8 protein-coding genes and 1 pseudogene are annotated in these 12,355 nt (G+C 68.7%); 3 read left to right on the top strand and 6 right to left on the bottom strand.

Going from position 1 to position 12,355, the window contains the following annotated elements; translation table 11 throughout:
• Positions 1–34 precede the first annotated feature (34 nt).
• On the bottom strand, positions 35–1,084 hold the full coding sequence (locus tag B5X90_RS20695; protein ID WP_143264752.1) for an IS30 family transposase: 1,050 nt from the start codon (positions 1,082–1,084) through the stop codon (positions 35–37).
• 502 nt (positions 1,085–1,586) lie between these two features.
• Positions 1,587–5,183, bottom strand: a complete 3,597-nt coding sequence (locus tag B5X90_RS20690; RefSeq protein ID WP_079555763.1) for a S41 family peptidase — start codon at positions 5,181–5,183, stop codon at positions 1,587–1,589.
• A 74-nt stretch (positions 5,184–5,257) separates the two neighbouring features.
• Between B5X90_RS20690 and B5X90_RS20685 the strand changes: the two genes are divergently transcribed.
• Positions 5,258–6,151 carry a TIGR01777 family oxidoreductase gene (locus B5X90_RS20685; protein ID WP_079555762.1) on the top strand — a complete coding sequence of 298 codons (894 nt, stop codon included), beginning with the start codon at positions 5,258–5,260 and terminating at the stop codon, positions 6,149–6,151.
• On the opposite strand, the gene B5X90_RS20680 is transcribed toward B5X90_RS20685, so the two are convergent.
• The 4 genes from B5X90_RS20680 to B5X90_RS20665 form a co-directional block, all read right to left on the bottom strand.
• On the bottom strand, positions 6,148–7,494 hold the full coding sequence (locus tag B5X90_RS20680) for a dipeptidase (protein WP_079555761.1): 1,347 nt from the start codon (positions 7,492–7,494) through the stop codon (positions 6,148–6,150). The two genes, B5X90_RS20685 and B5X90_RS20680, sit on opposite strands and share 4 nt — an antisense overlap.
• Before the next feature lie 3 nt (positions 7,495–7,497).
• Positions 7,498–7,944: a hypothetical protein gene (locus B5X90_RS20675; RefSeq protein WP_079555760.1), complete on the bottom strand. Its 447-nt coding sequence runs from the start codon at positions 7,942–7,944 to the stop codon at positions 7,498–7,500.
• Positions 7,941–9,383, bottom strand: a complete 1,443-nt coding sequence (locus B5X90_RS20670; RefSeq protein ID WP_079555759.1) for an APC family permease — start codon at positions 9,381–9,383, stop codon at positions 7,941–7,943. Before B5X90_RS20670 ends, B5X90_RS20675 begins: the two co-directional genes overlap by 4 nt.
• Positions 9,384–9,649: 266 nt before the next feature.
• On the bottom strand, positions 9,650–11,269 hold the full coding sequence (locus B5X90_RS20665) for a serine/threonine-protein kinase (RefSeq protein ID WP_079555758.1): 1,620 nt from the start codon (positions 11,267–11,269) through the stop codon (positions 9,650–9,652).
• A 107-nt stretch (positions 11,270–11,376) separates the two neighbouring features.
• On the opposite strand from B5X90_RS20665, the gene lipB reads away from it, so the two are divergent.
• Entirely contained in the window at positions 11,377–12,045 is a 669-nt protein-coding gene (lipB, locus tag B5X90_RS20660; protein ID WP_079555757.1) for a lipoyl(octanoyl) transferase LipB, read from the top strand.
• Positions 12,042–12,355, top strand: a pseudogene (locus B5X90_RS20655) (lipoyl synthase); the annotation flags it as partial. The gene lipB and the pseudogene B5X90_RS20655, both read left to right, overlap by 4 nt.

The following is a 12,355-nucleotide window of genomic DNA, read 5'->3' as shown; positions in this document are numbered from 1 at the left end:
GGCGGTTTCTAGGGGTCGTTGCAACACCTGTTGGTTAGGTGGGTAGTAGTAAATCACGCAGACGCTCGGCTGGGGTTTCCCAGCCGAGCGTTTTGCGTGGGCGGCCGTTGAGTTTCTGGGCGACCAGCTCGAGGTCTTCGGGACCGTAGACGGACAGGTCGGTGCCTTTGGGAAAGTACTGGCGCAGCAGCCCGTTCGTGTTTTCGTTCGACCCGCGCTGCCAGGGGCTGGCCGGGTCGCAGAAGTAGACGTCCATGTCCGTGGCGAGGCTGAACGACTTGTGGGCCGCCATTTCTGCTCCCTGGTCCCAGGTCAGGGATCCTCGCAGGTGCGCGGGAAGGTCCTTCATCGCGGCGACCAGCCCGTCCCGGACGGCCTCGGCACCGTGGTCTGCGGTCAGGTGCACGAGCATCACATACCGGGTGGTGCGCTCGACCAGGGTGGCGATCGCGGACTGGTTCAGCGCCCCGGTGATCAGGTCGCCTTCCCAATGCCCGGGCACGGCCCGGTCCTCGATTTCGGGAGGCCGTTCGGAGATCATGACCATGGGGTCTGTGAACCGGGGCTGGCGTTGGCCCGGTTCCTGGCGGGGCCGGCGGCGGGCACGGCCGGAGCGGAGGGCTGCCTGGATTTCGCGTTTGAGTCCGCCACGGGCCTGTAGGTAGAGGCTCTGGTAGATCGTCTCGTGGCTCACGCGCATCTCCTGGTCATCGGGGAAGTCCGTGACCAGCCTGTGCGATATCTGCTCCGGAGACCACTCCAGGCCCAATTTGTCCTGCACGTACTGCCGAAGGGCCGGGTCGGCGACCAGCTTGGCCGCTTTGGGACGTGCCCGGCGGGCAGCGGCTTGCCGTTGTGCGCCGTGGGGCAGGTAACCGAAGCGGGGATCGCTGTTGCGGCCCAGTTCCCGGCTGATGGTCGAGGGCGCCCTTCCCATCGCCTGCGCGATCGCTCTCATGGAAGTACCGGCCGCGGACAGGTCCCGGATCAGCTCCCGTTCCTGCAGCGACAGGAAGCGGGGGCCGATGGGCTTCTCCGCGGCCGAGGGCCGGGATCCCGGGTCCGGCGAGTGGAATGTGGTCACTCCCTGTTTGTAATCGATCACCCGCCCATCCGGGTAAAAGCGGCGGTTGTTCGACCTTCGGATTCCGCGGTCCCAGTCACGCGCCGTGCGGATATGCACGCCCACTGTCTTGGCGGCCTCCCCGCGACCGACACCGGCCCCGCGCAGCCGGAAGAATTCCTCCCGTCCCGGGTGCGGCCCGATCCCCGTTTTCCCGCGGCTCTTCAGCCCGGCCTTGCGGACCCAGCCGGCACATGTCGCGGCATTGAAACCCAGCTCCCTGGCGGCCGCCGTCGTGCTCCCCACGCGGTCAAAGACCTCGAAAAACGCCTTCTTCTGATCTAGCCCATATCGCACGGGCCGGGATGAATCCCGGCTTAAACGAACCACGGTCGTTGCAACTCCCAAAAGTCTGGGTGTTGCAACGACCGCTAGAACCCGCCCCTGGCATGTCCAGGGCGGCGGGGGCCTTCGTCATCTGTCCTGCGCGGACCGGCCGTGCAGGTCGCGCGCGCGGCAGCGCCTAGGCCTGGCCGGCCTGCTGGCGCGCCGGCAGCGGTGCGGGCCGGACCCGGCGGTAACCCTCGCGCAGCGGCGGACGGTCCGTGGGCAGTTCCTGGATCATTTCCTTCAGCGCCCCGATGCCGTACTCCAGTTGCGGGTCGGTTCCGGCGGCGTAGGCGTGCGGCGGGAAGGTCACCTCGATATCCGGGGTGACGCCGAAATTTTCCACGCCCCAGCCAACGCCGCCGGCGAACCAGGTGGCGTAGCGCGGCTGGGTGACGCCGGTGCCGTCGGCCAGTGCGAAGCGGTTGTCGATCCCGACGACGCCGCCCCAGGTGCGGGTGCCAATGACGGGCCCGATCCCCCGCAGCTTGGAGACCTGCGTGATGATGTCGCCATCGGAGCCGGCGAACTCATCGGTGAGAATGATGACCGGTCCGCGGGGAGCGTGGTGCGGGTACGTCCGCGGCTTTTCCCCGCGCGGCATGCTCCAGCCGGTGACCTTGCGCCCGATGAGCTCGGCCACGAGCTGGGAGGTGTGGCCGCCACGGTTCCGCCGGACATCGACGATCAGTCCGTCCAGGGCCGTTTCGGTGTCGAGGTCGCGGTGCAGCTGTGCCCAGCCGTTGGCCATCATGTCCGGGATGTGCAGGTAGCCGAAGGTCCCGTTCGAGGCCTCCCGGACAGTGCGCCGGTTGCCGGAGACCCATTCCTGGTAGCGCAGGCGCTCCTCGTCCTTGACTGGGACCACGGCCACACGGCGCTGGGCGCTCGCGGCCGCACCATGGCCGGCGCCATTGCGCAGGGTAAGTTCCACGGCGCGGCCGGCCGCGCCGACCAGCTGCACTGCCGGGGTCCGCGTTTGTGTCAGTTCGACGCCGTCGATCGCCAGCAGGACGTCGCCCGGCTTCGCGTCGGCGCCGGGACGGGTCAGCGGCGAGGTGGCCAGCGGGTCCGAGGACTCCCCCGCGAGGATGCGGGTGATTTCCCACCCCTCGCCGGTGAACTCCAGATCCGCGCCGAGCCGGCCCTGCGGGCTGCTGCCGTTCTCGACAGCCGCCATGGGGCGGACGTAGGCGTGGGAGGTCCCGAGCTCGCCGTGCAGCTCCCACAGCAGGTCCACCAGGTCGTCATGGGAGCCGAGGCGTTCCACCACGGGACGGTAGCGGGCATGGACGGACTCCCAGTCCTGGCCGGCCATGTCCTCGGTCCAGAAGAAGTCGCGCTGGAGCCGCCAGGCCTCGTCAAAGGCCTGGCCCCACACACTAAGTGGGTCCAGCTGAACCCGGATGCGGCCAAGGTCCACCTTGACCAGCTGGCCGGAGTCCTCGTCGGCCTTGGCCGCGGCGGGCGCCACGCGGATCTGCTTGTCCTGGATGAACACGACCTTTTCGCCGTCGCCGGAGAGCCGGTAGCTGTCCAGGGCCTCAACGATCGTGGCGGTGCGGCGCTTGGCCAGGTCGTAGCGGACCAGGCTCGGCGCCGCGCCCTTGTCCTCGAGACTGGCCCGGCCCTCACCGGTGGTGCCGGCGAGCTCGCTGTCCAGCCAGAGCAGGGCGCCGGCGACGGCGGTGAGCCCGGCGTAATTGCCTTGCGGCACTGGGACCCCGATGACGCGGTGGGCCAGGCCCTCGGCGTCGACCCGTACGGACGGCACAGGTTTGGCCGCCGGCTGCGGACCGGGCGCAGCACCCGCTGGTCCGGCGGCACCTGCGGCAGCCGAGTCGGCGTCGGCGTCGAAGTGCAGGTCGACGCTCGGGCCGAAGGGCGACGGGGTGTCGGCGGCGAGGGCGACGAGGTACGGCTTGATCGGGCTCGGGAAGGACAGATCGAAGGAGTGCCCGTCGTACACCGGATCGAAACTGCGGTTGGAGAGGAAGGCGAGGTATTTGCCATCCGGGGTGAACGACGGTGACTCGTCGCGGAACCGGCCGTCGGTGACATCAATAATCGCCGCAGCGGTGCCGCCGTCGATCCGGGTGATCCGGAGCCGGCTGCGGGACCCGAAGGACGTGACCGGCTCGGACCAGCCGAGCCACGCAGAGTCCGGGGACCAGGTGAACCCCTCAATGCTGCCCTCGCCGATGCTGCTGAGCTGGGATATCGTGCCCGAGCGTGTATCGGCAAGGTAGATATCACCGAAGGCCGTGCCAACGGCGAGCCAGCGCCCGTCCGGGCTGGCTTCGATGGCGCTGGCCCGGCTGGGCTTGGGGAAGTCGATCCGCGTCAGCTCATCGGAGGCAGGCGCGGCCTCCACGGCGGCGCCCGCATCGGCGCGGTCGGGCTCGGAGGCGGCGATGGAGCCGGATGCGTCGGCTGAAGCCGGGGCCGGGGTGACCGGGCCGGACACGGCTCCGCCCGCAGCGGCGGGGGCTGATCCTGCGCCGGTCAGCGCGGCTGCGGACACCGGCTTCGGCAACTGCATGCCGGCGACTTCGGAGGAAGCAGCGGCCTGGGCCGTTGACTCGGCAGCGGCCTGCACGGCCGGCTGCGGGGCCTTCGATGCTGCCGCAGCCGCTCCGGCCAGGGGCGCCGCGATGGCTTTCAGGTACAGGGCCTCGACGCCGTCGTGGTCGGCGACATAGGCGATCCGGCCCTCGCCGAAGGGCCGCGGCAGCCGTGCCCGGACGCCCGGGGTGGCCTCGAGGACGCGGGAGGGGCCGTCCTTGTGCCGCAGCCAGTGGACGGTTCCGTGGGATTCGACGGCGCTGGACGCGCCCGTGCGGTCCGGTACGACGTCTCCGAGGTGCTTCGAGGGCTTCAGCGGGGCGGGCCGGCGCGCCTGCGAGGCGGAACCGAGCGAAATGTCGAGCTTGACGGCCTCGGCGTCGAGGCTGGGCAGCAGCCAGAGCTCGCCGGCCGATTCGAAGATGACGCGTTCGCCGTCGGTGGCGGCGTGGCGGACGTAGAAGTCCTCGTGGTCGGTGTGGCGCCGCAGGTCGCTGCCGTTGGGCAGTACGGAATAGAGGTTTCCGTAGCCCTCGTGGTCGGACAGGAACGCGATCCGTCCCTTGACCCACAGGGGGTCCGTGAGGTTTCCGTCCAGCGCGGCGGCGAGCCGGACGAATTCGCCGTTTCCGTCGGCGTCGATCCACAGCTTGCCGGCGGCGCCGCCGCGGTACCGCTTCCACCAAGCGGGCTCACGCGACAGGACGCTGGCGAGCACCACAGGGCGTTCGTCGCCGACGACGGGGCCATAGGCCACAGACTCGACCGGGCCGAACGGGAGTTCCTGCGCCCAGCCGCCGGTCACGGGGAGGCTGTAGGCGTGGGTATGACGGCTGTCCGACTGGCGGAACGCGCTGGTGACCAGGACGTCGCCGTCGGGGGTGAAACCCTTGACCCGGGTGGAAGGGTGGCCGAAGTAGCTCAACTGGCTGTAGCCGCCGCCGTCGACGTTGGCCGTAACGACCTCCGGGGCAGTCCCTTGGACGACGGTCCAGACCAGGCGCTTGCCGTCGGGGGTGAAGCGGGGGTTGCGGGCCGGCAATTGCAGGGAGGATACGCGCCAGGCGCGGCCCCCGCCCACAGGTGCAATCCAGACGTCGTCCTCGGCCACAAAGGTGACCAGATCGCCGTGCAGATGCGGGAAACGGAAGTAACTCGAGGGGGTCATCGTTCGATCATAGCCACAACGGTCCTTACGGCCCGGGAGGTTTCGCGGCCGTGCCGGGCATGGTGAGATGGATCATGCGAATCCTTATTGCCGGGGCCTCCGGGCTGATCGGAACTGCTCTTTCGGGTGCACTGCGCAGCGAGGGGCACGACGTCGTCGCTCTGGTCAGGCGTGCCCCTGCGTCCCCAGCCGAGTTCCAGTGGGACCCGGCCGCCGGCCGGATCGACGACACCGCGCTGAAGGGCACCGACGCGGTGGTCAACCTCTCCGGCGCCGGAATCGGCGACCGGCCCTGGACCAAGGCGCGGGTCAACGAGCTCCGCGCCTCCCGGCTGGGGGCCACCCGGACCCTCGCGGCCGCCATGGCCCGCACCGACTCGCCGCCGGCCGTGTTCCTGAGCCAGTCGGCGTCCGGTTACTACGGCAACGCCGGTGCGGCGGTGCTGCGCGAGAACGCGCCGGCCGGCAGCGGCACCCTGTCCCGGATCTGCGTCGACTGGGAGGCCGCGGCGCATGAGGCGCCCGCCGGGGTCCGGGTGGTCACACCCCGCACCGGCGTCGTCCTGAGCCGTTCCGGCGGCGCACTGGGCCGGCTGTTGCCGCTGCTGCGCCTGGGCGTCGGCGGCCCCCTCGGCGATGGCCGGCAGTTCTGGCCGTGGATCACTTTGCCGGATGTGGCCGCCGCCTTTTCCTTCCTTCTCTCGGCGCCCGTGTCCGGACCGGTCAACGTCTGCGCCCCCGAAGCCGCAGATGTGAATTCCCTGATCGCGCAGCTGGCCAGGGCGCTGCACCGGCCGGCGGCGCTGCGGGTACCCGCCCCGGTGCTGCGGCTGGTGATGGGTGATCTCGCCGAAGAACTGCTGCTCGCGAGCCAGCGGCTGGAACCGGCCGTCCTGGCGGAGAACAGTTTCGCCTGGCAACACCCATCCCTCGCCGGGGCCGCCGGCTGGGTGGCAGGGCGCGGCTAGCTGCGCGCCGTGGGGTACCTCTGGAGGAAGAGGGCCAGGGACTCTGCCAGGGCACTGATCTCGCCCGGATCGACGCTCTCGTTTGGTGCATGGATCAGGGCGAGTGGCTCCTCGACGCCGAGCAGGATGATCTCGGCGTCCGGGTAGGTGTCGGCGAAGACGTTGCAGAGCGGGATCGATCCCCCTTGGCCCAGGGTTGTCATCGGCCTGCCGAAGGCCTGCGACATCGCGGCGCTCATGGCTTCAAAGGCCGGCCCGCCGACAGCCGCCTGGAATGGCGACCCGATGGCCTCAAGGTCCACCGCGACGTGAACATGCCAGGGCGCGGCGGCTTTGAGGTGGCTGACCAACGCCGCGTGGGCGTCGGCGGCTGCGGTTCCCGGCGGGACGCGCAGGTTCAGGCGGGCCGCCGCCCGCGGCACGATCGCCGCCGTCGAACCGGTCACCGCCGGGCAGTCGATGCCGAGCACTGTGACCGCGGGCCGTGCCCAGAGCATGTCGGACACGGTGCCGTCCCCCAGCAAGGACACCCCCTCAAGGACGCCGGCGTCGGTGCGGAACTGCTCTGGCGGATAGGGCGCGCCGGTCCAGGTCTGGGCGTTGTCCAATTCCGTGACCGTCGTGTTCCCTTGCCGGTCCCGCAGTGATGCCAGCATGGAGATCAGTGCGGCGAGCGCGTCGGGGGCTGCACCGCCGAACATGCCGGAGTGGAGTTCTGACGCCATCGCCTCCACTGTCACCACGACATTGACCATCCCGCGCAGGGTCACGGTCGCGGCCGGGTGACCCACGGCGGCGTTGCCGGTGTCGCAGACCAGGATGGTGTCGGCACGGAGCAGGTCCGGGTGACCAGCGACGAACGCTTCAAGCCCGCCGGTGCCCTGTTCCTCGGACCCCTCGACCACCAGCTTCAGGTTCACCGGTACGTCGTTGCCGAGCGCCCTCAGGGCGAGCAGGTGGGCGAGGATGTTTCCCTTGCAGTCGGCGGCTCCCCGGCCGTACCAGCGGCCGTCCACTTCAGTGAGCTCGAAGGGCGGGGTCCGCCATGCCGAGTCATCGAGAGGTGGCTGGACGTCGTAGTGCGCGTAGAGCAGCACAGTGGGCGCGTCCGGATCGGGTCCCGGCTTGGAGCCCACCACCGCGTCGGAGCCGTCCGGGGTCCGTTCGAGGTGCACGTCCGAAAATCCGAGTCCGGCGAACTTGTCCAGCACCCACTGGGCAGCCTTGGCGCACTCCTCGACGGGAAACTGCCGCGCATCCGCCACCGAACGGATGGCCACGAACTCGGCGAGCTCCTCCCGTGCCGGACGCATCAGATCGGTGATGTGGGCGCGCAGGTCCACGGCTCATGCACCACCCGTGTGGTAGGTCTTGAGGTCGTCGATGAACTCCTGGAACTCAGCGAGCTGGTCCGGGCAGTAGACCTTGATGATGGCGAGTTGGCCTACGGCGACACGGGCGTTCGCGATCACCGGCCTATATCCAGGTCCGGTCGCCCCGTTCGTCAGCTGGCTCAGGAACGTGGCCCGGCTCAGCGCGCCGTTCGGGTTCGCGCAAACCGCGCCGCCGTCGTCACCCAGCACCCGGGCTATCTGCTCGCGCGAGGGTGCCGTCCCGCCGGCTGATTCTATCGCCGCTATCAGCTGGTCGGCCTTCGCCAGGGATTGTTGGGTCTCCCTCGCCGACCTGAAGGACAGCAAAGCGACGACGGCGAACACCACGAGCAGGACCATGGCAACGATGTATACGACCGAGCGGCCGCGCTTGGTGGAGGACTCCTGATGCGTGCTCATGACTTAGATGCCTCCGTCTGAGCATTTTGCTCCGGCAACTTCCAGGAGGGCTTGCGGAACTTGTAAAAGAGGAACGGCACGAGCAATCCGAGCCCCAGCGCGCCGCCGGCGACGATCAGGAAATACACGGCCGGGTTGCCGTTGCCAAACTGCGAAGGCGGGACGAACCCGACGAGCAGGGCGGCCAGGGAGGCGGTAAAACCGACGCCGCAGAGCCCGACCAGCATTGGCGCCCGGAAGCCACGCGCGTGGTCCGGGTCGTTGCGGCGGAGCCGGACCGCGGCCACGAACATCAGCAGGTACATGATCAGGTAGACCTGTGTGGTGATCACCGAGAAGATCCAGTACGCGCTGGAGACATCCGGGATCAGCGCGTAGCCAAGCGCGATCACGGTGGTGATGAGCCCCTGGACGACCAGGAGGTTCTGCTGAACGCCGTTCTTGTTCAGCTTCTGCAGGAAGGGCGGCAGGTAGCCTTCCTCCCGGGAGATCAGCAGCAGGCCCTTGGACGGACCGGCCAGCCAGGTCAGCATGCCGCCGAGGGCGGCGGCAACCAGCATGATTCCGAGGATCGGTGTCAGCGCCTGGAGGTTGAAGGAGGCCAGCACCGCGTCGAAGGCCTGCATGACACCGGCGGTGAGGGAGAGTTCATCGGCCGGGACGATCCAGCTGATCGCCAGCGCCGGCAGGATGAAGATGAGCAGTACGAGTCCCATGGCCAGGAACATCGACTTGGGGTACTCCTTGCCCGGATCCTTCAGGGAGGACACGTGCACCGCGTTCATCTCCATGCCGCTGTAGGACAGGAAGTTGTTCACGATCAGCACCAGGCTGGCCAGGCCCGCCCACTCGGGGAAGAAGTTCGCCGCCGTCATCGGCGCGGCGGATGGATTTCCCTCGCCGAGGTAGACGGCACCGAGGATCACGAGCAAGGCGCCCGGGATCAGGGTGCCAATGATCAGCCCACCGCTGGCCAGGCCGGCGACGCCCTTGGTGCCGCGGGATGAAACGAATACGCCGGACCAGTAAGCGACCACGATCACCAAGGCCGTCCACACGCCGCTGCTGGCCAGCGCCGGGTTGATGACGTAAGCGAGCGTGCTCGCGACGAACCCCAACAGGGTCGGGTAGTAGAAGATCGTCATCGCGAACTGGCACCACACGGCCAGAAAGCCCATCGGTTTGGAGATTCCGGACGATACCCAGTTGTAGATGCCGCCCTTCCAGCCGGACGCCAGCTCAGCCGACACGAGGGACGTGGGCAGCAGGAAGACGATCGCGGGAACCACGTAGAGGAAGACTGACGCCAGGCCGTAGACGGCCATGGTCGGGGCCGCACGCAGACTGGCCACCGAACTCGTGGTCATCAGCGCCAGGGCCACCCAGGAGATCCACACAGCCGGTGGCGCCTTCGGCCGGGTCACTGCCTGTCCGCTCATCTGAGCCACACCCTCAAGTGCCCCGCGGTCTGTGCCACGGCCCAAGCGGAGCTAAACCGCCTGGGGCGAGTAGTCTTCGGCTTGAACATGCCCACTGCCCCCTATCACATAGTGTGCTCGGTGCCTACAGCATGGCCCCTAGAAGTTGCCGGGAATAGTTCCCAACTCCTCTGTTCGCCGGGTCGACGTGGTGCTAATTTGCATGACCTCGGGTGCGTTTCGAAGACAGGTCGGTGAACAGGCCAAGTTGTGTTCCAGTCGGAGCCCTAGCCGGCTTCGGGCCCCGGAGGTAGCACGTCCTGGATCCGCCAACGCCCGTCGACGGGCACCAGGACGAGGTGAAGCTGCTGTGCGGAGGCGGCGGGCACTTCGGCCACCGTGGCGCCGTTCCCGTCGATTTCCCGGTAGGCAGAAGGTTCAGTGGTGATGGCCACCACGGCCCGTGCGGGGCTGCTCTCTGCGGTGGTCTCGATCCGGGTCAGGGAGGTCGAGAATCCGGCCAGGACGTGGCCGGAGGCGCTGAGCTGCGCTTTGATGCGGCCGTCCGAGGCTGCGGCCCTCGAGTCGGGGGCGTTGACGGCATCGAGCAGGCTGAAGTCGCCGGAGCTCAGTGCCAGTGAACGGAGCCGGGCCAGGCCGCGGACCGCCTCCACCGGGTCGGCGGAGGCCAGGAGTGCCTCAAGATCGGGAAGGACGGCGGTGGCCCCACCGTCGGCAGTGGGGGGCGGTTCGCCAACCGGACCCTCCGACGGCGCCGCCGGTCCCTCGAGGCCCACGGGACCTCCTGTCTGCACCAGCGCATCGTGGCCGGACAGGAACCCTGGAAACAGCCCGGCGACGGCGTCGGGGGCCGGCCCGCCGGCCAACAGCCAGGTGCCGGCCAGCAGGACTGCAGCTGCGAGAGCGGGCAGCAGCGCCCGCCGCGCGGGAGTCCTTCGGAATCCGCGGTGGAGTCCGGCTCTCCGGACAGTGCCCGGGCGCCGGCCCGGGCCGGACTGCACGGCCTTGCGTGTGAGCAGTTGGGCGATGACTGTGGGGTGCACGGAGACCGACAGATCGACGGGCTCCGCCCGGGCGCTGCGGTAGACCATAGCGGCGAACTCCGCCGCCGGAGGACGCTCGCGGCGCTCCCCGCTCAGCCCCGCTTCGAGGGCGGCCACCAACGATGCCGGCACCTCCGGCACCAGCAGGCTCAGCGGTGGACGGTGCACCCCGGGTTCGGGGGCCTGTCCGGTGAGGCAATACCAGCCCAGGGCCGCCAGGGAGTAAACGTCGCGTTCGGGCTGCAGCCCGGCCCGCACAGCGTCCGAGGGGGCCGGATCCTGGAATCCTGCCGTTCCCTCTTCCGCGACCGGAGCGGCGTCGGCCACCATGCGCGCGACGCCGAGATCGGCCAGAAGCGGTTTGCCGTCGGCCGTGAAGAGCACGTTGCCGGGGGCCACATCACCGTGGGTGAAGCCTTGGCCGTGAAGGTATGCCAGGGCCTGCGCGATGGGAGTCAGGACCGTCACTGTTTCGCCGGGACCCAGGCGTCCCCGGCTTCCCACGACCGTCGCCAGCGAGCCGCCGGGTGCGTAGTCCAGCGCAAGCCCGAGGCCGCCGCCGCCAGAGTCGTGTTCCGGCAGGCGCACCACGGCGTGCACGCGAAGGAGGTGGCTGTGTGCCAGGGCGGAGAGGATCCGGACTTCGCGCCGCATGACGTCCTCGGCCTCGGGGTCCTCCGGTGCGGCGTGGTCGGCATCGAAGCATTTCAGGGCGAACTCGCGGCCCGTTGACTGTTCGGTCACCAGCCAGACCGTGGCGCTGCCGCCGCGCCCCAGCAGCCGTCCGACGTCGTAACCGGGAACGTGGGGGGCCGCACCGGCGGCCGGCGGGAGATCTTCCATACCCAAGGAATAGTCGATTGCGCGGAATCGTGCAGAAGTTATCCACAGGCATGAGAGCTTAAGCACACAAACGGGCGGTGGGTGCGGCGGGGTCTAAGCTTGATGCCATGACTCTTGAGTTCAAACAGCTCGGTCTCGCCCCGGACTTCGTCGATTACACGCGCGGATGGGACATCCAGCGCGAATTGCATGAAAAGGTCCTCGCGGGCACCGCGCCCAGCACTGTTCTGCTGCTCGAACACGCCGCGGTTTACACCGCCGGCAAGCGTACCGAAGACCATGAACGGCCCTTTGACGGAACTCCCGTCGTGGCCGTGGACCGCGGCGGCAAGCTGACGTGGCACGGCCCCGGGCAGCTTGTCGGCTACCCCATCATCAAACTGAAGAACAAGGCTGGCATCCGCGACTACGTGGAGCGGCTGGAAGCGGTCATCATCGCCGTCCTGGCGGACTACGGCATCGCCGCCGTCCGGATCAAGGGCCGCGCGGGCGTCTGGATCGAACAGGACGAAAAGGGTCCGGACCGCAAAATCGCGGCCATCGGCATCCGCGTCCACGAAGGCGTCACCATGCACGGCTTCGCGATCAACTGCAACAACGATCTCGCCCCCTACGGCCAGATCATTGCCTGCGGCATCAGCGACGCCGGAGTCACCACGATCACCCAGGAACTTGGCAGGGACGTCACCCCGGCGGACCTCGTGTCGCGGATCATCGAAGAACTGCGCAACAATGAACAAGCCCTAGTTGCAACCCCAGAAGGAGCTCTACTGTGACACTGGCACCAGAAGGCCGGAAGATGCTGCGCATCGAGCAGCGAAACGCGGCCACACCGGTGGAACGGAAGCCGGAATGGATCAAGGCCAAGGTCCAGATGGGCCCGGAGTTTGTCCAGCTCAAAAACCTCGTCAAGAAGGAGGGCCTCCACACGGTGTGTGAGGAGGCCGGCTGCCCCAACATCTTCGAGTGCTGGGAAGACAAGGAGGCCACCTTCCTGATCGGCGGCTCCGAATGCACCCGGCGCTGCGACTTCTGCCAGATCGACACCGGCAAGCCCTCCCCCGTGGACATGTTCGAGCCCACCAA

It is taken from the genome of Arthrobacter sp. 49Tsu3.1M3, from assembly GCF_900168135.1.
In the GTDB taxonomy this organism is placed as follows: domain Bacteria; phylum Actinomycetota; class Actinomycetes; order Actinomycetales; family Micrococcaceae; genus Arthrobacter.
Note: the sequence above shows the minus strand (reverse complement) of the source record. Positions and strands in the feature narration are given on the sequence as shown.

Bases quoted from the DNA above. Each gene is read 5' to 3' on its own strand.
- B5X90_RS20690 (WP_079555763.1), bottom strand. From the start codon at position 5,183: ATGACCCCCTCGAGTTACTTCCGTTTCCCGCATCTGCACGGCGATCTG.
- B5X90_RS20665 (WP_079555758.1), bottom strand. From the start codon at position 11,269: ATGGAAGATCTCCCGCCGGCCGCCGGTGCGGCCCCCCACGTTCCCGGT.
- B5X90_RS20670 (WP_079555759.1), bottom strand. From the start codon at position 9,383: ATGAGCGGACAGGCAGTGACCCGGCCGAAGGCGCCACCGGCTGTGTGG.
- B5X90_RS20675 (WP_079555760.1), bottom strand. From the start codon at position 7,944: ATGAGCACGCATCAGGAGTCCTCCACCAAGCGCGGCCGCTCGGTCGTA.
- lipB (WP_079555757.1), top strand. From the start codon at position 11,377: ATGACTCTTGAGTTCAAACAGCTCGGTCTCGCCCCGGACTTCGTCGAT.
- B5X90_RS20685 (WP_079555762.1), top strand. From the start codon at position 5,258: ATGCGAATCCTTATTGCCGGGGCCTCCGGGCTGATCGGAACTGCTCTT.